Source organism: Brevundimonas sp. DS20, from assembly GCF_001310255.1.
GTDB lineage: Bacteria > Pseudomonadota > Alphaproteobacteria > Caulobacterales > Caulobacteraceae > Brevundimonas > Brevundimonas aurantiaca.
Window position 1 is genome coordinate 534287 of sequence record NZ_CP012897.1, and the last position, 19605, is coordinate 553891.

General features: G+C 67.9%; 12 protein-coding genes, 1 tRNA gene and 1 riboswitch. Of the genes, 6 read left to right on the forward strand and 7 right to left on the reverse strand.

Annotated elements, in window-relative coordinates; translation table 11 throughout:
- Window positions 1-3: 3 nt before the first annotated feature.
- Window positions 4-3195: an intermembrane phospholipid transport protein YdbH family protein gene (locus JL11_RS02600; protein WP_082382564.1), complete on the reverse strand. Its 3192-nt coding sequence runs from the start codon at window positions 3193-3195 to the stop codon at window positions 4-6.
- A 338-nt stretch (window positions 3196-3533) separates the two neighbouring features.
- On the opposite strand from JL11_RS02600, the gene JL11_RS02605 reads away from it, so the two are divergent.
- Window positions 3534-4889 carry a M23 family metallopeptidase gene (locus JL11_RS02605; protein ID WP_054764281.1) on the forward strand — a complete coding sequence of 452 codons (1356 nt, stop codon included), beginning with the start codon at window positions 3534-3536 and terminating at the stop codon, window positions 4887-4889.
- Between the two features lie 211 nt (window positions 4890-5100).
- On the opposite strand, the gene JL11_RS02610 is transcribed toward JL11_RS02605, so the two are convergent.
- A tRNA-Arg gene (locus tag JL11_RS02610) sits at window positions 5101-5177 on the reverse strand.
- Window positions 5178-5321: 144 nt separating this feature from the next.
- Here JL11_RS02610 and JL11_RS02615 point away from each other — a divergent pair.
- The gene (locus JL11_RS02615; RefSeq protein WP_054764282.1) at window positions 5322-7067 is read left to right on the forward strand and encodes a gamma-glutamyltransferase family protein; all 1746 of its coding nucleotides are present in this window, start codon (window positions 5322-5324) and stop codon (window positions 7065-7067) included.
- 15 nt (window positions 7068-7082) lie between these two features.
- On the opposite strand, the gene JL11_RS02620 is transcribed toward JL11_RS02615, so the two are convergent.
- On the reverse strand, window positions 7083-7913 hold the full coding sequence (locus JL11_RS02620) for a lipid A-modifier LpxR family protein (protein WP_224761120.1): 831 nt from the start codon (window positions 7911-7913) through the stop codon (window positions 7083-7085).
- 217 nt (window positions 7914-8130) lie between these two features.
- Window positions 8131-10020 carry a ribonucleoside-diphosphate reductase subunit alpha gene (locus JL11_RS02625; RefSeq protein WP_054764284.1) on the reverse strand — a complete coding sequence of 630 codons (1890 nt, stop codon included), beginning with the start codon at window positions 10018-10020 and terminating at the stop codon, window positions 8131-8133.
- Window positions 10021-10294: 274 nt separating this feature from the next.
- Between JL11_RS02625 and JL11_RS02630 the strand changes: the two genes are divergently transcribed.
- The 3 genes from JL11_RS02630 (at window position 10295) to JL11_RS02640 (ending at window position 13311) form a co-directional block, all read left to right on the forward strand.
- Window positions 10295-11077, forward strand: coding sequence for a phosphatase PAP2 family protein (locus JL11_RS02630; protein ID WP_054764285.1), 783 nt, complete (start codon window positions 10295-10297; stop codon window positions 11075-11077).
- A gap of 82 nt (window positions 11078-11159) precedes the next feature.
- On the forward strand, window positions 11160-12479 hold the full coding sequence (locus JL11_RS02635) for an acetyl-CoA hydrolase/transferase family protein (RefSeq protein ID WP_054764286.1): 1320 nt from the start codon (window positions 11160-11162) through the stop codon (window positions 12477-12479).
- Window positions 12480-12535: 56 nt separating this feature from the next.
- A riboswitch (yybP-ykoY riboswitch) is annotated at window positions 12536-12717 on the forward strand.
- 30 nt (window positions 12718-12747) lie between these two features.
- Window positions 12748-13311: a TMEM165/GDT1 family protein gene (locus JL11_RS02640; protein WP_054764287.1), complete on the forward strand. Its 564-nt coding sequence runs from the start codon at window positions 12748-12750 to the stop codon at window positions 13309-13311.
- Window positions 13312-13369: 58 nt separating this feature from the next.
- Here the strand turns inward: JL11_RS02640 and JL11_RS02645 are convergent, their stop codons facing one another.
- Both JL11_RS02645 and JL11_RS02650 read right to left on the reverse strand, forming a co-directional pair.
- Window positions 13370-13951, reverse strand: coding sequence for an NUDIX domain-containing protein (locus tag JL11_RS02645; RefSeq protein ID WP_054764288.1), 582 nt, complete (start codon window positions 13949-13951; stop codon window positions 13370-13372).
- 22 nt (window positions 13952-13973) lie between these two features.
- Entirely contained in the window at window positions 13974-15212 is a 1239-nt protein-coding gene (locus JL11_RS02650) for an argininosuccinate synthase (RefSeq protein WP_054764289.1), read from the reverse strand.
- Between the two features lie 196 nt (window positions 15213-15408).
- On the opposite strand from JL11_RS02650, the gene JL11_RS02655 reads away from it, so the two are divergent.
- Entirely contained in the window at window positions 15409-18312 is a 2904-nt protein-coding gene (locus tag JL11_RS02655; RefSeq protein ID WP_054764290.1) for a M16 family metallopeptidase, read from the forward strand.
- On the opposite strand, the gene JL11_RS02660 is transcribed toward JL11_RS02655, so the two are convergent.
- A protein-coding gene (locus JL11_RS02660; RefSeq protein ID WP_165906610.1) for an IS3 family transposase occupies window positions 18282-19471 on the reverse strand; the annotation gives its coding sequence in 2 pieces (ribosomal slippage) (window positions 18282-19219 and window positions 19219-19471; 1191 coding nt in all). The two genes, JL11_RS02655 and JL11_RS02660, sit on opposite strands and share 31 nt — an antisense overlap.
- Window positions 19472-19605: the final 134 nt, after the last annotated feature.

Here is a 19605-nt window from a genome sequence, read left to right on the forward strand (position 1 = left end):
GGCTCACGGCGCCGCCTCTTCCTGCTGCCCTTGGCGGGCGCGATTCACCGCCAGCAGATCCGAGAACAGCTGATTGGCGTTCAGGGTCGTATCCAGCGTCAGGTCGATCTGGGTGCCGGACGGCAGGGGCAGTTCCCGCTTGAGGAATTCGCGACTGATCAACTCCGCCAGAGTCAGACGCAGTTCCTGACGCTGGGGCGGCGCGTGCCGGCCGCGAATACGGAACAGGACCGACAGCCGCCCGCCGTCCAGACTGTTCACATCGGCGCTGAGCACGTCGAAGGCCAGGTTCTCCATCGCCTGATAGGCCAGATCCTCGACCATGTTCGGCGGCACCTCCGCTCCGCCTCCGCCGGCGTCCACGTCGGTCAGAACCTCGCGCTTGATCGACAGCCGTCCCGGCTGGACCGCCGCCAGGGTCCCGTTGCGGATCGTCAAGCCGGTCTTGGGATCCATGGTGAAGGGCAGACGGCCCGAGACCACCGCATCCAGCACCACCTTGTCGTCGAAACCGGTGTCGGCCACCACATCGCCCAGTTGGACCCGGTCCAGCACCACCACCCCGTCATAGGGCTGGGCGGCGTCCAGCGGCACGACGAACGGCTCCACCGAGACGACTCCGCCGCCGGCCTGAACCGAGCCTGCGGAGATCTTGATCCCGGCCGCGTCGACGGCGAAGGTCAGGTCCAGATCCGTCGCCTCCGTCCCCACGGCCAGACTGTCGACCGTCAGCTTCTGATCCGGCGCGGTGATCAGCGGCGTCAGGCTGGTGAAGACGATGTCGCCCTTGACGCCCTTGACCGCCCCGGCCGGGCTGACGAAGTCCAGCCCCGGCACGCTCAGACGCCCGCTCGACGTCGGTTCGGCGGTCTTGGTCCAGTCGAACCGGCCCTCGAAGGCGACCGAACCGGTCGCCGGCGACTGCACCAGGTCCGCGACCAGGGGCGTCAGCATGGCCGGTTGCAGGCCGCCCTCGACGAAGGTCACCGGGGGAACCGAAATCTGGAGGCCGCCGGCGCCGCTGCGGCCGTCGTGGATCAAGGTCAACCGCCCCAAGGCGGCCCCTGCCGCCTTGCCGGTCCCTTCCAGGTCGAAACCGCCGCGCCACACCTCCTCGGCCAGCCGCACCTGTCCGACGGCGGCGAGCGGTTCGAACCGCTTCGGGGTCAGGGCGTCCGCCGCCCGCGCCTGGGTCACCGTCGCCGTCAGCCCCACGCCGGAGGATGCGCCGTCCACCGTCACCCGACCGGCGGCCCCTTCGAACCGCATGCCCAGGAAGGGCGCCTGGGCCGAAAGGCGATCAAAGCCGCCGACGACGCGCCAGACCCCCTCCTTGGCGCTGAGCAAGGGCGCGTCCGTGGGACAGAGGGCGCCGGCGACTTCATGGACGTCGTTCTCGTCCAGCTCCAGCCGTTCGACCGTCAGATCCGCACATTCGGGGGTGGTGTAGGTGATCCGTCCGTCCGCAAGGGCCAGAAGCCCCCGCGTCCGGGCGTCGATCCCGCGCGCCACGTCGAAATCCAGTCGCGCACGGCCGTCCATTTGAGCCTCGAAGCCGGCGTCGGTCAGCCGCCACTGCGGCACGTCCACCTCCATTTCCGGCAGTCCCCGTCCCCGCGTCGCCGTCAACCTCAGCGCGCCGCCGCCCAGCCGTCCCGGCTCGGCGGCGTAGGCGGTCTGGCCCGCGGGCTGCGACAGGGTCAACACGCCGCCGTTGGCGGGCTTGGCCGTGACCGGTCGCAGGACGCTGGCCTCCGTCCCGGCCGACCCTGTGACCAGGCGAACCGCCGGGGCGTTCAGGGCGAAACCGCCCAACGCCCGCTTCATCTCGGCCAGTTCGGCGATGTCGTCGGGCCCGACCGGCCCGAACAGGGGCCAGGCGCCGTCCGCCGACCGGATCGCGCCCTGGGCGACGATGCGGACCGCCTCGTCCTTGACGACGTCCAGGCTCAGATCGGCGGTCCCACGCCTTAACGTCAGGTCGCCCCAGCCGATACGGTCGAAACCGGCCTTGACCGGCCCGGTCGCCTCGAAAGCCGCGTCGCGCCCGCCCAACGTCAAGGCTCCGGAACGGATCGAAAGACCGCGCGTCTCGACCCCGCCCGCCGCGCCGGCCTCCGCGGTCAGGACCAGCGGCGTCTCCAGCCCCCAGCCCAGGGCGTCTGCGCGCTTGACCTCAAGGCGTCCGCCTTCGGCTCGGACCCGCGCCTGCGTCGCCTTCAGGCCGGGGCCGTCCACGGCCGCCGCCGTCAAGGCCAGGCCGGTCTCGCCGTCCAGCTGGAAGTCTTCGATCCATCCGGCGGTTCGACCGTCGAACCGGGCCTGGATCTCTGCATCACGCGCCTGGGTCGCCCCCAGGCCGAGAACCTCGCCCGTCAAACGCGCATGGAGGCGCGCGCGGCCATCGCCGCGTCGCGTCTTCAAATCCCGATAGGGCAGGTCCCCGTCCAGGCTCAGCAGGGCGCGACGCCCGCTCAGGCCGGCGCCGACGAAACGCTCGGCCTCACCCCGCAACCTTAATTTCACCCGGTCGCCGGTCGTCGTCAGATCGATCGCAGCGGCGAACCCCTGGGCCTGAACCTCGCCGCTTTGAAGCGCGGTCGCCGGAACCGCCGCCTTCAGCCGCATCAGCTTGCCGTCGTCCACCCGCGCATCGCCCAGAATCCGCACGGCGCCGTAGTCCGTCTCCAACAGCGCCCGGCCGTCTTCGACGATGACCTGGGGCGCGCGCGCATCCGGACGCGGCGGGCCGCCCGTGAAGGATTTGATCACCGGGTCCAGCGATCCGAACGCCAGCTTCCCGTCCTTCCAACTGGCGCGCATCACCGGCCTGACCAGTCGAACGCGGCTGGGCGTCACTCCCAGCCCCGTCTTCGACCAGGGCCAGGCCACGGCGTAGTCCACCTCGACCCGCTCGACCGTCACGTCCGGATTTTTGGGATCGCCGATGCGGATACGCCCGACGAAGCCGTCCAGCTCGATCCGCTCGACCTCGACCTCCGCCTGGACCCCGCGCCGGTCCAGCCAACCCACCAGGACCTCGCGCGCCGCCGCTCGACGATTCAGATAAAGCGCCGCCAGCAGGAGGGCGACGACCAGCACCCCAACGCCGGCGACGCGGCCGAGCCGACGCAGCGGATCGTTCCGCCGGGACGGCGGACGCGACCGGTCGGATGGCGTCGTCGTATCGGTCAAACGTCCAGACCGGAAAGCGAAAGAACCATTTTCCAGACCGCCATCGCTGCCCCCGATGAAGATTTACGCCCCAAGCGTCGCCTTGAAGACGCGCGTCCGCAACGTCCGTTCTCATCTTCCGTTGCAGCCAAGCGGGGCGACAAGAGGGCAACCTATGGAACGGGGGCAGGACGACTACGCACCCTTACGGGCTTGAGCCGTCTCTTAACGCCTTGTAAGCAACCGCCTTCCCAAAGTGGAACAGGCGAGGTATAGGCCTAGCCTTCGCATTTTCAGGAATGCGGCGCAGTTTGGTGACTATGGTTTGACGCCTCTGGCGTTGCAGCACGACGAGACCGATGGCTCAGTTCGACCCTCGCCGACAGCCGATGCGCCTCGCCCCGCACGCTCTGACCGCCGCCGCCGCGGTCTCGGTGGCGCTTCTGGCCGGCAGAGTCTATCAACCCGCCAGGGCTGAAGAAGTTCCCGTCCCCTCCTCGGCCCAGATGGCCGCCATGGAGGTTCAGGCCTTCGCCGCCGCCAATGCTCCGGCCGGCATGACCGCCCCGGAGGCCGTTCCCGTCCAGATCCGTCGCGGCGAAACCTTTGAAGAGGCCGTGCGCCGCACCGGCGTCGCCCCGGAAGAGGCCAGCGCCGTCGCCGCCACCGTCGCCAACGCCTTCGACCTGTCCGACCTGCGCGCCGGCCTTCGTTTCGAGACCGCCATCGCCAAGCCGCGCGACGGCCGAGGCGACGCCCGCCTGATCGGCCTGACCATGCGAACCGGCCCGGCCAGCCAGCTGACGGTGTCGCGCAGCTTCGACGGCGCCCTGCGCCTGCGCTCGCTTGAGGAAAAGGTCACCCACGAGACCGTGGTGCTGAAGGGGGACGTCGAACGCTCCCTGTCCGCCAGCGCCCGCGAACTGGGCGCCACCGCCTCCATCGTCCGCGCCGCCAGCCGACTGTTCGCCACCAAGTTCGACATGCAACGCGACATCCGCGCCTCGGACGAGTTCACCATGGTCTTCGACCGGGACGTGACCGAGGCCGGCCGCACCGTCGCCGTGGGCGATCTGGTCTATGCCGAACTGCGCGGCGTGACCTTCTATCGCTTCAAGCCGGCCGGCGCCAAAGAGGCGCAGTTCTTCGACGCCTCGGGCAAGAACCTGCGCTCGGCCATGATGCGCACCCCGCTGCAGAACTTCCGACGCGTGTCCTCGGGCTTCGGCTTCCGGACCCATCCGATTTCCGGCTATCGCAAGATGCACCAGGGCATCGACTTCGCCGCCGGCACCGGGACGCCGGTCGTCGCCCCCGCCGACGGCGTGGTGGTCGAGGCGCGCCGCTGGGGCGGCTACGGCAACTGGCTGCGCATTCGCCACAACAACGGTCTGGAAAGCGGCTACGGCCACCTGTCCCGCTACGGGGCCGGCATCCGCGCCGGCCAGCGGGTCAGCCAGGGCCAGATCGTCGCCTATGTCGGCTCGACCGGCGCCTCCACCGGTCCGCACCTTCACTACGAAATTTGGCGCAACGGACAACGGATCAATCCGGCCGGCGTCAAAACCCAGGAGGGCACCGAACTGTCCGGCGCCGACCTGGCCGCCTTCCGCGCCGAAAAAGCTCGGATCGACCGCATCATCGCCTCCGGCGGCCAAAAACGCCCCGCCCTCCAGCAAGCCTCCGCCAACGGTCTGCGCGCCGCCCAAGGCTGAGTCTCAGCTGAGATCTAGACGTCGCTGGGCGCTTGGCGCTGCCCCGAGCCTCTCAGAATCCTACTGCATCGCCATGCCGAGGCGGGGCATACGGCCTGCATCGTCTACCACGAGGCTTGGCTGTTAGATGAATTCCGTCTCGACCGTTGCGCGTCTGGCGCCGGCAGGCTCCAAGAGGGCGATCAACCGCAGAGCGCCAAACAAAGGAAAATGGCGCACCCGAAGAGATTCGAACTCCTGACCCCCAGATTCGTAGTCTGGTGCTCTATCCAGCTGAGCTACGGGTGCGTCTGCCTTGCGGCGAGGGCGGGTCTTTAGCCGCTGAACGGGGTGGACGCAAGCGGGGGAATGCAGTTTCTGTAGCGGGGTTGATCGGCGTGGTCCCCTGGCGGGCCTCGTCGCCCGGACCTCTCCCCCTGTCGGACCGCCTGAATGTTGTTTTTGCGTCGTCGTCTCGTGTCCCTGTTGGTCGCGGCGGTTTCCGTCCCGACGCTTCTGGCCGGATGCCAGACCCCGGCCGCGGCGCCTTCGCTGGAGGCGCGGTCGGACCCGGCCGGGGCCCCGTCGATCGCGCGGGGGCCGTTCGTCGCCGCCGCCAATCCCCTGGCGGTCGAGGCCGGGATGAAGGTGCTGCGCCGGGGCGGCTCGGCGGTAGATGCGGCGGTCGCCGTCCAGGCGGTGCTGGGGCTGGTGGAACCCCAATCGTCAGGCCTGGGGGGCGGGGCCTTTCTGATGAGCTATGAGGCCAAGACCGGCCGGATCACCGCCTATGACGGGCGCGAGACGGCCCCCGCCTCGGCCACGCCCGAACTGTTCTATGAGGACGGCGAGCCCCTGCCCTTCATCGACGCCATACTGTCGGGCCGATCGACCGGAGCGCCGGGGGCGGTGGCCATGCTGGCCATGGCCCATCAGGACCAGGGACGGCTGGCCTGGCGCGATCTGTTCGACGACGCCGAACGGCTGGCGCGCGACGGCTTTGTGGTCAGTCCGCGCCTGGCGGGCATGATCAATGGGTCATCGCCCCAGGCCAAGACCCGGTGGGCGACCGCCCTGTTCACCGGCCCAGACGGCCTCCGCTACCGGGCCGGGGATGTGATGCGCAATCCGGCCTACGCCCGAACGGTTCAGACCCTGGCGGCCGAGGGGCCCGGCGTCTTCTACGGGGGACGCATCGGCCGGGAGATCGCCCGCACCGTCGCCGAGGGTCCGCGCCCGGGCGGCCTGACCGAGGCGGACATCGCCGCCTATCGTCCGCTGCGCCGGGACGCCCTGTGCCGGCCCTATCGGATCTATGTGATCTGCGTTCCGCCCCCGCCGTCCAGCGGGGTGGCCCTGTTGCAGTTCCTGGCCATGGCGGAACACACGCCCGACATCCAGAAGGGGGCCGACAGTCCCGAGGCCTGGGTGGCCTTCGGCCGGCTGCAAAGGCTGATGTATGCTGATCGTGACCGCTATGTCGGCGATGCGGATTTCGTGGGCGTGCCGATCGCGGGCCTGCTGGACCCCGCCTATGTGGCCCAGCGCGCGGCCCTGGTCCCGGAGGTCGACGGGCCGGTTCCGGCGGGCGCGCCGCCCGGCTCTGCGCCGCGCAGCGCGGACGCCACGGCCGAGCCGGGCGGAACCTCGCACATGGTCATCGTCGATGCGGACGGGAATGCGGTCAGCATGACCACCACGGTCGAAAGCATCTTCGGCGACGGGCGGGTGGTCGAGGGCTTCTTCCTGAACAATCAGCTGACCGACTTTTCCTTCACCCCGTCCGAAGACGGCCATCCGGCGGCCAACGCCGTAGCGGCGGGCAAGCGGCCGCGCTCGTCCATGACCCCCGTTCTGATCCTGGATCGACAGGGGCGTCTGGTCGGGGCGATCGGGTCGCCCGGCGGGTCCAGCATCCTGGCCTATGTGGCCAAGGCCCTGGTCGGGATGATCGACTGGAACCTGCCGGTCCAGGAGGCGATCGCCCTGCCGAATCTGGTGGTGCGGGGCGGTTCGGTCGGCGCTGATACGGCGCAGATCCCGCCGGACATCGCCCAAGCCCTGGGAGCGGCCGGCATGGGGCTGAGGCCCAACGCCACGGAGACCTCGGGCCTGCATGGCGCGATGTGGCGCGACGGCCGCTGGGACGGCGGGGCCGATCCTCGACGGGAGGGGGTCGCGGTGTCGGAAGCGCCTTGAGGCCCCGATCCGCGATCAGCGGCGAGGCTTGATCGAGAGCTGGAAGGCGATCAGCCCCTCATCCACGTCGGTGTCCAGCCCGTTCATGCCGCGCAGCCCCTTGCCGGCGTCGATTTCGCGATAGACCAGACCGACCGAGGTCTGGACCGCGCCACGGCGATAGGCCACCCCCACGGAGGCGTCGCCCAGGAAGGATCCGCGGTCCTGAGTGTAGCCGGATCGAGCGTAGTCGCCGTCGCGAGTGCGGGCGAAATTATAGCCGACGGCGCGGCCCGAGCCGGCGGCATACAGGTACCAGCGCGGACGCTGGCCGAACCGGGCGTCGCCGTCGGGCGCCAGGCGGTCTAGCCCCTCGCCGATCTTCAAAGTGGCGCCGGCCTCGGCCGATCCGCCCTCGCTGCCCAGGCCGACGCCGGCATGGGGCGTCAGACTGACCTCCAGGCCAGAGGCCGTGCGGCCGACCGCGCTGCGGAAGCCGCGCACATAGCGCAGATCATAGGCTTCGGGCTCCAGAACGGCCCGGTCCTGGAGGGTGACCGGCAGAGGGGAGCCGTCGGCGCGTGTCAGGCGGCCCGCGGTCTCTAGGCTGAGCCGATCGGTGAAGCCTTGGCGGTCGATCCAGATGTCGCGGCGGGTGCTGGCGGCGATCCCTTGAGCCTCACCCGAGATCGCCAGGGGCGTCTTCATCTCGATCTCAGGGCCGAAGGGCGCGTCGGGAGAGACCCGAAAACTCTGCTGTTCGTTCAACCGAGCCGTGACGTTCGATCCGGTTTCGGGTGCGGCGTCAAAGGCGTCGGGGACCCAGGCCTGGGCGCGAGCATCGACCGCGCCGGCGGACGCCAGCACGCTTGCCACTCCAAACAACCAGGCCGCTACACGCATTCGGTCTCCCCACCGTCCGCTGTTCTCCAGCTTGCACCATGCAGGGCGGGAGTCCAACAGACATTTTCACGACATTCTTTGGTCGTTTTTCAACGCCGCGCCTTGTGGCGAGTTCCGAACACGAAAAAAGGGCTCCGTGACCACGGAGCCCTTTCACGCCAGTTGCTGCGGCGCAGGAGGCCTATTGGCAGGCCAGACACTCGTCGTAGTCGGTCTTGGGCATGGAGAAGAGGTCTGGCTGGTTCGGGTCGATCTCGGCCTCGGCCTTGTCCTCGGCGCCGGCGAAGGCGGCGCGCTGAACCGACTTGGATCGCAGATAGTACAGGGACTTCACGCCGCGTTCCCAGGCCGACCAGTGCAGCATGTGCAGGTCCCACTTGTTGACGTCTCCGGGGATGAAGAGGTTCAGCGACTGGGCCTGGCAGATTTCCGGGGCGCGGTCGGCGGCCAGTTCCACCACCCAGCGCTGGTCCAGTTCGAAGGCGGTCTTGAAGATCCCCTTCTCGTCCTCGCTGAGGGCGTCCAGATGCTGGACCGAGCCCTCGTGCTGGAGGATGGAGCTCCAGACCGCCTCGGTGTTGATCCCCTTCTCGTCCAGCAGACGCTCCAGATAGGGGTTCTTGACGGCGAAGGAGCCCGACAGGGTCTTGTGGGTGTAGATATTGGCCGGGATCGGCTCGATGCCGGCCGACGTCCCGCCGCAGATGATCGAGATCGAGGCGGTCGGGGCGATGGCCAGCTTGTGGCTGAACCGCTCCATCACGCCGCGCTCCTCGGCGTCCAGGCAGGGACCCTTCTCCTCGGCCAGAACGCGGCTGGCCTTGTCGGCCTCGCGACGCAGGTGCTTGAACAGGCGCATGTTCCACGACTTGGCCATGGCGCTCTCGAAGGCCACGCCCTGCGACTGCAGGAAGGAGTGGAAGCCCATTAGGCCCAGGCCCACCGAACGCTCGCGCTTGGCCGAATAGACGGCGGCGGCCATGGCCGGCGGGGCGCGGCGGATGAAGTCTTCCAGAACATTGTCCAGGAAGCGCATCAGGTCCTCGACGAAGCGGGGCTCCTCGCGCCATTCCAGGAAGGTCTCGGCGTTGACCGACGACAGGCAGCAGACGGCGGTCCGGTCCACGCCCAGGTGGTCGCGGCCGGTGTGCAGCATGATCTCGGCGCACAGGTTGGACTGTTTGACCTTCAGCCCCAGCTCCCTCTGGTGCGGCGCCATCTGGCGGTTCACCGTGTCGGAGAAGATCATATAGGGCTCGCCGGTCTGCATCCGGATGTCGAGCAGCTTGGTCCACAGCGAGCGGGCGTCGACGGTCTTCAGCACCTCGCCGGTCTTGGGCGAGCGCAGGCCGAAGGTGGAGCCGGTCTTCACCGCCTCCATGAACTCGTCGGTGACGTTGACGCCGTGGTGCAGGTTCAACGAGCGACGGTTGAAGTCGCCTGAGGGTTTGCGGATCTCGAGGAACTCCTCGATCTCCGGGTGGTGGATGTCCAGATAGACGGCGGCCGAGCCGCGACGCAGAGACCCCTGGCTGATCGCCAACGTCAGCGAGTCCATCACGCGGATGAAGGGGATGATGCCCGAGGTCTTGCCCGCGCCCTTGACCTTCTCGCCGATCGAGCGGACGCCGCCCCAGTAGGTGCCGATGCCGCCGCCGTTCGAGGCCAAGGCGACGTTCTCGTTCCAGACGTTCTGGATGCCGTCCAGACTGTCGCCGACCGCGTTCAGGAAGCAGGAGATCGGCAGGCCGCGATCGGCGCCGCCGTTCGACAGGACGGGCGTCGCCGGCATGAACCACAGGCGGCTCATATAGTCGTACAGGCGCTGAGCGTGATCGGCGTCGTCCGAGAAGGCGGTCGAGACGCGGGCGAACATGTCCTGATAGCTCTCGCCCGGCAGCAGGTAGCGGTCCTCCAGCGTCTTCTTGCCGAAATCGGTCAGCAGGGCGTCGCGCGAACGATCCACCTGGACCGATTTCACGACGGTCAGATGCGGTTTCTCAGGCGCCGCGTTCGTCGCAACACCTTGGAATTCCGCTGTCTTCAAAGCCTCGCCGCCAGCCATAGTCATCTGCGTCCTGAACAATAAACTGCCTAGAGCCACCTGCGCCGTAACCACATCATCTAGTGGCTCCAACGCTCCCCGAGCCCACATATAGGGCGCACATGCCTAATAAGCCGTCAACGTCTTGACGCTCGCTTTGTCGGCGAATCGGTCGGACAAGTCGGCCTCGCCTGGGGAAAGTTCAGCGTGCAAGCCAGCAAACCCCTCACGGGCCTCCGCAGCCGCGACATCACGAAGGCGTGATCGGAACTTCGCTCCAGCTTGGCCGTTTCGACGCCCCATGGCCGTTTTCGACCTCCGTCCCTTTTTGATACGCCTGCTGACGGTCGCGCGCGCCGAGACGGCCGCTCTGACGGCCCTGTTCGTCGCCGCCTTGGGCGTGACGGCGTTCGTCGAGATCGCTGACGACATGACCGAGGCCGACGGTCAGAGCTTTGATCGCCAGGTGCTGGGCCTGATGCGGCCCTATGCCGACGATCCCGGCCGCCCCTGGGGGCCGTGGTGGCTGAAGGAGGCGGCGGCGGACCTCACATCGCTGGGCGGCATATCGGTGCTGGGCCTGTTCGCCCTGATCGTCGTCCTCTTTCTGCTGAGCCAGAGGAAATGGCTGTCGTCGCTGCTGCTGGTCCTGGGGCTGACGGGCGGCGTCATGCTGAGCGAGGGGCTGAAGGCGGTGTTCGAACGCGAGCGTCCGCCCCAGGCGCTTCAGGCGGTCGAGACGATCAACGCCAGCTTTCCCTCCGGTCACGCCCTGCTCGCGACGGTCTTCTATCTGAGCGTGGCCGTCATGCTGACCCGCGCCTTTCCTCGCAGGCGGTTCAAGATCTTCGTCCTGGGCGTCGGCATGGTCATGGCCCTGCTGGTCGGCCTGACCCGCATCTATCTGGGCGCCCACTGGGCGACGGACGTCTTCGCCGGCTGGGCCGTGGGCTCGGCCTGGGCCATGCTTCTGTGGCTGGTCGCCTATGGGGTCGCGCGTTGGCAAAAGCGTCGCCGGGCGCCCTTGCAGGACGAACCGTCTCCGACGGCGGACGAGACGCCCGGCGATCCGACCAAAGTCTAGAACCCGCTCAACCGCAGGAGGCCGCATAGTCGGCGCCGACGACGCCTCGTCCGAACAGGGGCGCGCAAACGGGAGAGACGCCATGGATCACGCCGCCTTCTACGCCGAGCGGCTGAAGACGCCGGACCAGGCTGCGGCCCTGATCCGATCCGGCGCCAGGATCGCCATGGGCCTGGGCGTGTCCCAGCCCCCGGCCCTGCTGAAGGCCCTGGCCGAACGGGCAGAGCGCGGCGAGGTCGAGGATGTGAACCTCTATTATCTGCTCTCCACCGCCATCGCCGGCGATACGGTGCTGCGTTACGAACTGATGGACCGCATCCGGCCCTGGAGCCTGTTCCACAGCGCCGTCGAACGCCGGCTGGAGCAGCGCGCCTTTGAGGAGGGGCGGCCCAGCCCGGTCCAGTTCATCCCGACCGGCTTCCAGCAATCGCCCCGCCTGCTGTGCGACGAGGTCGGCGTCGATACCTTAGTCTGCACCGTCTCGCCGATGGACGCCGACGGCTTCTTCTCCTTCGGCACCAATACCGACTACGCCAAGCCGGTGTCGGAGACGGCCCGCACCATCGTGGTCGAGGTCAATCCGCATATGCCGCGCGTGTACGGCGACTGCACCGTCCATGTTTCCCGGGTGTCCGGAATCGTCGAACACGCCGCTCCGCTTCTGGCCGTGCCCAGGGCCGAGCCCCAACCGGCCGACCTGGCCATCGGCCGGATCATCGCCGACCTGGTCGAGGACGGCGCGACATTGCAGATGGGGATCGGCGCCCTGCCCAACGCCGTCTGCGACGCCCTGAAGAACCACCGCGACCTGGGCGTCCACACCGAAATGCTGACACCGGGCCTGGTCGAGCTGATGCAGGTCGGGGTGGCGAACCATACCCGCAAGACCCTGCACCCCGGCGTCGGGGTCTTCGCCTTCTCGATGGGCGACCAGAACACCTATGACTTCCTGCACGAGAACCGGGGGCTGGAGGCCCGGCCTGTCTCCTATGTCAACGATCCGGCCGTCATCGCCCGCAACGCCAGGATGGTCTCGGTCAACGCCACGCTACAGATCGACCTGAGCGGCGCCTGCTGTTCGGAGTATCTGAACGGCCGCCAGTTCACCGCCTCGGGCGGACAGCTGGACTTCGTGCGCGGCGCCTATGGCTCCGACGGCGGCAAGTCGATCATCGCCTGTCATGCGACGGCGGCCAGGGGGAGCTGCTCGCGCATCGTCGCCCGGCTGGACGGCCCGGTCACCACGCCCCGCAACGACGTGCATATCGTCGTCACCGAGCACGGGTGGGCCAACCTGAAGGGCCGATCGACCGGCGAGCGGGCCCGCGCCCTGATCGCCCTCGCCGCGCCCGAGTTCCGCGACGGCCTCACGGCCGAGGCCAGGCGGCAGGGTCTGATCTGAACCCCTTCTTGCGAGTCGTTATCAGCTTTTCATTTCCGGCCTCCTGGCCTAAACCCCGCCCCGTCATCGGGGAGTAGCCGCCCGCAACCATCAGCGGGGCCCGCGTCAACATACTTCCTCTCCCGGAGAGGATGGCGCGGGAACGGTCCAGGGTCTTTCAGATCCGGATCACGGCAAGACCGGCGGCTTTCGCAGGGACGTCCATGCGGGGCTCGGCTGCGAACGCCACAGGTCCGTCCGCCGAGGCTCCCGCGCATATAGGTTCCCGTTGGAAGCCTTCCTCATTTCGACCGGCCTGGTCTCCATCGCGGAGATCGGGGACAAGACCATGTTGCTGTCCATCGTGATGGCGGCGACCTGGCGACGGCCCACGCCCATCATCCTGGGCATTCTGGCGGCCACCCTGCTGAACCACGCCTTCGCCGCCCTGGCCGGCACCGTCCTGGCCCATTTCATCACGGGCGAGTGGATGCGCTGGATCGTCGGCCTCGCCTTTCTGGGTTTCGCGGCCTGGGCCCTGATCCCCGACACCCTGGACGAACAGAAGGGCGAGGTTCAGCGCGGCTTCTGGGCCATCTTCTGGACCACCGCCTCGGCCTTCTTCCTGATCGAGATGGGCGACAAGACCCAGGTGGCCACCGCCATGCTGGCCGCCCGATTCGAGAATCTGCCGGTGGTGGTCGCCGGTTCGACCCTGGGGATGATGCTGGTCAACGGGCCCGCCGTCCTGCTGGGCGAGACGGCGGCGAAGAAGCTGCCGCTGAAGTGGATCCGGCTGGCCGCCGCCGCCGGTTTCGCGGCGACAGGCCTGTGGATTCTGCTGACGCCTTAGAGCCTGATCGGTTGAAGCGGGATCGCTTCGCGATCCCGCTGAAGCCGTTAGGCATGCTTCAGCGGAAGACCGTCAAAGCGAGGTGCTGCAACAGCATGATGGTTTTGGCGTCGCGGATGCGGCCGTCGGCGATCATGGCCAGGGCCTCGTCCACGGTCGGCTCCAGCACCTCGATGTCCTCGCCCTCGTCCGGATGGCCGCCGCCGTCGCCGATCCGCATGGACGCATCATATTCGGCGACGAAGAAGTGCAGGATTTCGGTGACAGAGCCGGGGCTCATGAAGGCCTCGAACACCTTGCGCACCGCGCCGAGGCGATAGCCCAGCTCCTCCTCGACCTCGGCGCGGATCCGCACCTCGGGCTGGGCGTCGTCCAGCAGGCCGGCCGCCGCCTCGATCAGCAGGTCGTCATAGCCGTTCAGATAGGCCGGCAGCCGGAACTGCCGCACCAGCAGCACGGTGCGCGCCGCCGGATTATAGGGCAGAAGCACCGCCCCATTGCCCCGGTCGTAATGCTCCCGCTCCTGGGTCTGCCAGACGCCGTCGCGCCGTTTCCAGTCGAAACGGGTCGTCTTCAGCACATACCAGTTGTCCGAGAGAAGCCGGGTCTGATGGATCCTGATGCGGTCCTTTACGGTCATTCGGCTTCTCCCGCGACGCAGCCTAGCCCTGGCGCGCGCCGCGCTTGGCTAGAACACGCAGGCGGAGCGCATTCAGCTTGATGAAGCCGGCGGCGTCCTTGTGGTCATAGGCCTGGACGCCTTCTTCGAAGGTCACCAGATCCTGGTCGTACAGGCTGTTGGGGCTCTCGCGGCCGATGACCGAGACATTGCCCTTGTAGAGCTTGACCTTGACCGTGCCGGAGACCTTCTCCTGGCTCTTGTCGATGGCGGCCTGCAGCATCTCGCGCTCGGGCGAGAACCAGAAGCCGTTGTAGATCAGCTCGGCGTATTTCGGCATCAGCTGGTCCTTCAGGTGCATGGAGCCGCCGTCCAGGGTGATGCTTTCGATGCCGCGGTGGGCCGCGATCAGGATGGTCCCGCCGGGGGTCTCATAGACGCCGCGCGACTTCATGCCGACGAAACGGTTCTCGACCAGGTCGAGACGGCCGATGCCGTTGTCGTGGCCGTACTGGTTCAGGGCGGTCAGGAGGGTGGCCGGGCTCATGGCCTCGCCGTTGATCGAGACGGCGTCGCCCTTCTCAAAACCGATCTCGATGACGGTCGCCTTGTCCGGCGCGTCCTCGGGCGAAATGGTCCGCTGGTGGACGAACTCGGGGGCCTCGACCGCCGGGTCTTCCAGCACCTTGCCCTCGGAGGACGAGTGCAGAAGGTTGGCGTCGACCGAGAAGGGCGCCTCGCCGCGCTTGTCCTTGGCGATCGGGATCTGGTTCTTCTCGGCGAAGTCCAGCAGGGCCTCGCGGCTGCGGAACGCCCATTCGCGCCAGGGGGCGATCACCCGGATGTCGGGCTCCAGGGCGTAATAGCCCAGTTCGAAGCGGACCTGGTCGTTGCCCTTGCCGGTGGCGCCGTGACAGACGGCGTCGGCGCCGACCTGACGGGCGATCTCGATCTGGCGCTTGGAGATCAGCGGGCGAGCGATGGAGGTGCCCAGCAGATAGTCGCCCTCGTATTGCGCATTGGCGCGGAACATCGGAAAGACGAAGTCGCGCACGAATTCCTCGCGCAGGTCGTCGATGAAGATGTTCTCGGGCTTGATGCCCAGCTTCAGCGCCTTTTCGCGCGCCGGGCCAAGCTCCTCGCCCTGACCCAGGTCGGCGGTGAAGGTCACGACCTCGGCGTTATATTCGGTCTGCAGCCATTTCAGGATGATCGAGGTGTCCAGCCCGCCCGAATAGGCGAGGACGACTTTCTTCACGGGCTTGTCGGCGGGGGCGGACATGGCGGCTCTTTCGGTAAATTCGACGGCGCGATGGGGAGAATTGACGCGCGCATAAGACCGGGGGTCCGGCGATGCAACCTTTTCCGGGGCGGCCCCACGGAAAGATGAAGCTTTGTTCATGTTCACTTGGTCGCGTTGCCAGTGGATCGACCGTCGTTATGGTCGTCGTTCATCTGTCACCAAGGATGTCGAACCCATGCGTCGCGCCTCTTCCCTCGTCGCCGCCGCCGCCCTTCTGGCGGTCTCTACCCCGGTCTGGGCCTCAAACGCCGCCGTGTCGGCCCCCGCAGCCTCGGCCCAGGCCGCCGCGCCCGCCCTGCGGGCCGCACCGGTGTCCGAACTGGTCGCCGAGGTGGACATTCCCTACACCCGCTTCACCCTGGACAACGGCCTGACCGTTCTGGTGCATGAAGACCACAAGGCCCCGGTCGTGGCCGTATCGGTCTGGTACAACGTCGGCTCCAAGGACGAGCCTGAGGGCAAGACGGGCTTCGCCCACCTGTTCGAACACCTGATGTTCGGCGGCTCGGAGAATGCGCCGGGCAGCTATTTCACCCCGATGCGCAACATGGGCGCGACGGACATGAACGGGACCACCTGGTTCGACCGCACCAACTATTTCGAGACGGTTCCGACCCCGGCGCTGGAACAGGCCCTGTTCATGGAAAGCGACCGCATGGGTTATATGCTGGGCGCCATCAGCCAGGAGACGCTCGATCTGCAGCGCGGCGTGGTCCAGAACGAGAAGCGCCAGGGCGACAACCAGCCCTACGGCCTGAACGAATACAAGCAGCTTGAGGCCCTGTTCCCGGAGGGCCACCCTTATCGCCACTCGACCATCGGCTCGATGGCCGACCTGGACGCGGCCTCGATGGAGACGGTGCGGGACTGGTTCCGCTCCAACTATGGTCCGAACAACGCCGTCCTGGTCCTGGCCGGCGACATCACCCCGGCCAAGGCGCGGGAGCTGACCGAGAAGTATTTCGGCCCGATTCCGCGCGGCCCGGTCAACACCCCGGCCCAGGCCTCCGTACCGACCCTGCCGGCGCCGGTCAGCGACACCACCCACGACCGCGTCTCCAACGCCCGAATTCAGATCAGCTGGGCCGTGCCCGGCCTGTTGGACGCGGACACCGTGCCGCTCAGCATCGGCGCCTCGGTCCTGGGCGGCCTGGCCAGCTCGCGGCTGGACAATGAACTGGTGCGCGGGGAGCAGACCGCCGTCTCGGTCAGCGCGAACAACGGCGCCTTCCACCGCGTCGGCATGTTCGAAATCACCGTCGACGTGAAGCCGGGCCAGGACCCGGCGGCCGTCGAGGCCCGCGCCCGCCAGATCCTGAACGATCTGATCGCCAACGGCCCGACGGCGGCCGAGGTGGAACGGGTCAAGACCCAGTACGTCTCGCGCACGGTTCAAGGTCTGGAACAGGTCGGCGGCTTCGGCGGCAAGGCCGTGGCCCTGGCTGAGGGCCAGCTCTACGCCGGCGATCCGGAGCACTACAAGAAGGAGCTCCAGGCCTATGCGGCGGCCACCCCCGCCCAGGTCCAGGCGGCCATGCAGAAGTGGCTGACCCGTCCGGCCTATACACTGACCACCCTGCCGGGCGAGCGTGAGGCTTATCAGGAGGCGGCGGAGGCTCCCTCGGGCGCCAACCGCACCCCGGCGCCCCCGATCAAGCGCGTGGCCCGCATGCCCAAGCCCGAGATCGCCGCCGTCGCCAACGTCGACTTCCCCACTGTGGAGCGCACGCGCCTGTCGAACGGGGTCGAGGTGGTCTACGCCCAGCGCGACGCCGTGCCTGCGACCAAGATCGCCATCGAGTTCGACGCGGGCATCGCCGCCGACGAGGCGTCCAAGCTGGGGCTGCAGACCCTGATGCTGGACCTGATGGACGAGGGCACCCGCAGCATGAACGCCACCCAGCTGGCCGAGGCGCAAGAAACCCTCGGCGCCGCCATCTCGACCGGCGCCTCGATGGACCGATCGGTGGTCCAGTTGTCGGCCGTGACCCCAAACCTGGAGCCCTCGGTCGCCCTGCTGGCCGAGGTGGTCAAGACCCCCGCCTTCGCCGCATCCGAGCTGGAGCGGCTGCGCGCCACCCGTTTGGCGCGGATCGCGGCGGAACGGACCCAGCCGGCCGCCCTGGCCAATCGCGCCCTGCCGGAACTGATCTACGGCTCGGCCAGCCCCTATGGCCGCCCGTTCAGCGGCAACGGCGACGAGGCCAGCGTCAAGGCCATCACCGAGGCCGACATCCGCGCCGACTACGCCGAGTGGATCCGGCCCGACAACGCCAAGATCTTCGTGGTCTCGGACAAGCCTCTGGCGGAGATCAAGCCTCTGCTTGACGCCCAGTTCGGCCATTGGGTCCCCTCGGCCACCCCCAAGGGCGTGAAGGATTATTCCGCGCCGATCCCCGCGACCCCGTCGAAGATCGTGCTGATCGACCGGCCGCAGTCGCCTCAGTCCTACATCATGGGCGGGACGGTCTTGTCGGCCAAGGGCTCGGACGACCTGCTGGTCTTCAACGCCGCCAACAATGTGCTGGGCAACGACTTCCTGTCGCGCATCAACTCGGACCTGCGCGAGACCAAGGGGTGGTCTTACGGCGTCAACGCCTCGACCGCCGGCTTCGTCGGCCGCGTGCCCTATCTGATCACCGCCCCGGTCCAGGCCGACCAGACCGGGCCGGCCATCACCGCCCTGAACGCCCAGTTCAACGACTTCCTGAAGGGCGGCAAGGGCGTGACGCCGGCTGAGCTGGAGCGGACCGTCAACGGCAATACCCGCCGTCTGGCCGGCAGCTATGAAACCTCCTTGGCGGTTCTGAACGCCATGCGGATCAACGACATGCTGGGCCGTCCGGACGACTATCCGGAAACGGTGGCCGCTCGCACCAACGCCCTGACGACGGCCGAACTGGACGCCGCGGCCCAGGCCGCGCTCGACCCGTCCCGCTTCGTCTGGGTGGTCGTCGGCGACGCCTCGGTGGTCAAGCCCCAGCTCGACGCCCTGGGCCTGCCGGTCGAGGTTCGCTCGGCGAGCGGCGCTGACGTGACCCCCGTTTCTCATCCAGCCATAACGAGAGTCCTAGGTTGATCTGAGCTGTGATCGGCTGGGTTGGCAAGAGGCCGGTCTGCGCAGCCATCAACCAGCGCAGCAGGCCGGCCGATGTGTCCGGTGAGCGCTTCTGCATAAGCCTGCGGCGTCAGCCACCCGAGCTTCGAGTGCGGACGCTGCTCGTTGTAATCGCGTCGCCACGCCTCCAGCACGGCGCGAGCGTGCGGCAGCGAGCGGAACAGCGTCTCGTTCAGCAGCTCGTCACGCAGCCGCCCGTTGAAGCTTTCGTTGAAGCCGTTCTGCTGGGGCTTGCCCGGCGCGATGTAGTGCCAGCCGACGCCGGTGTCGTCGGCCCAGGCCAGGACCGCGTTCGAGGTGTACTCCGTGCCGTTGTCGCTGACGATGGTGTCGGGCCGCCCTCGCTGCCGGATGACGGCGTCCAACTCCCGCACGACCCGCGCGCCCGACAGCGAGGTGTCGGCCACCAGCGCCAGGCACTCGCGCGTACAGTTATCGATCACCGTCAGGATGCGGAAGCGCCGCCCGTCCGTCAGCTGGTCTGCGACGAAGTCCAGCGACCAGCGCTGGTTGGGCGCCAGCGGCAGGTCCAGCGGTCGCCGCGTGCCCATCGCTCGCTTCCGGCCGCCGCGCCGGCGCACCGTCAGTTGCTCGTCGCGATAGATCCGCTGGACCCGTTTCCTGTTGACCGCATGGCCCTCGCGCCGCAGCAGCACGTGCAGGCGACGATAGCCGAACCGTCGACGTTCCTGGGCCAGGGCCTTCAGCCGGTCGCGCAGAGCGCCGTCGTCCGGGCGCGTCGCCTGATAGCGCACGCTCGTCCGATCGACGCCCAGAACACGGCACGCCCGCCTTTCGCTCATCTCGTAGGCGGCCTGCAGATGGCCAGCCGCCTCGCGATAGCCGGCGGGCGTCACCACTTTTTTCCCAGCAGGTCCTTCAGGGCCACGTTGTCCAGCATCGCGTCCGCCAGCATCCGCTTCAGCCGGGCGTTCTCATCCTCGAGCGCCTTGAGCCGCCGAGCCTCCGACACGTCGAGCCCGCCAAACTTGGCCTTCCATTTGTAAAAGGTCGCCGAGCTGACCCCGTGGCGTCGGCACACCTCCGCCGTCGCTACACCGGCCTCCTGCTCCCGCAGGATCCCGATGATCTGCTCTTCCGTGAACCTCGATCGCTTCATTCTGTCCGTCCTTCGTTGGGCGGACTCTAGCTATTCCTGGAGGAGTTTCAGGGGGTCACGTCAGCGCCGCCCAGTAAGAGCCTCGTCAGTCGCAAACGACAAAGGCCCGGAGCATTTGCTCCGGGCCTTCTTTT

Bases quoted from the DNA above. Each gene is read 5' to 3' on its own strand.
- JL11_RS02605 (WP_054764281.1), top strand. From the start codon at position 3,534: ATGGCTCAGTTCGACCCTCGCCGACAGCCGATGCGCCTCGCCCCGCAC.
- JL11_RS02615 (WP_054764282.1), top strand. From the start codon at position 5,322: ATGTTGTTTTTGCGTCGTCGTCTCGTGTCCCTGTTGGTCGCGGCGGTT.
- JL11_RS02625 (WP_054764284.1), bottom strand. From the start codon at position 10,020: ATGACTATGGCTGGCGGCGAGGCTTTGAAGACAGCGGAATTCCAAGGT.
- JL11_RS02630 (WP_054764285.1), top strand. From the start codon at position 10,295: ATGGCCGTTTTCGACCTCCGTCCCTTTTTGATACGCCTGCTGACGGTC.
- JL11_RS02635 (WP_054764286.1), top strand. From the start codon at position 11,160: ATGGATCACGCCGCCTTCTACGCCGAGCGGCTGAAGACGCCGGACCAG.
- JL11_RS02645 (WP_054764288.1), bottom strand. From the start codon at position 13,951: ATGACCGTAAAGGACCGCATCAGGATCCATCAGACCCGGCTTCTCTCG.
- JL11_RS02650 (WP_054764289.1), bottom strand. From the start codon at position 15,212: ATGTCCGCCCCCGCCGACAAGCCCGTGAAGAAAGTCGTCCTCGCCTAT.
- JL11_RS02655 (WP_054764290.1), top strand. From the start codon at position 15,409: ATGCGTCGCGCCTCTTCCCTCGTCGCCGCCGCCGCCCTTCTGGCGGTC.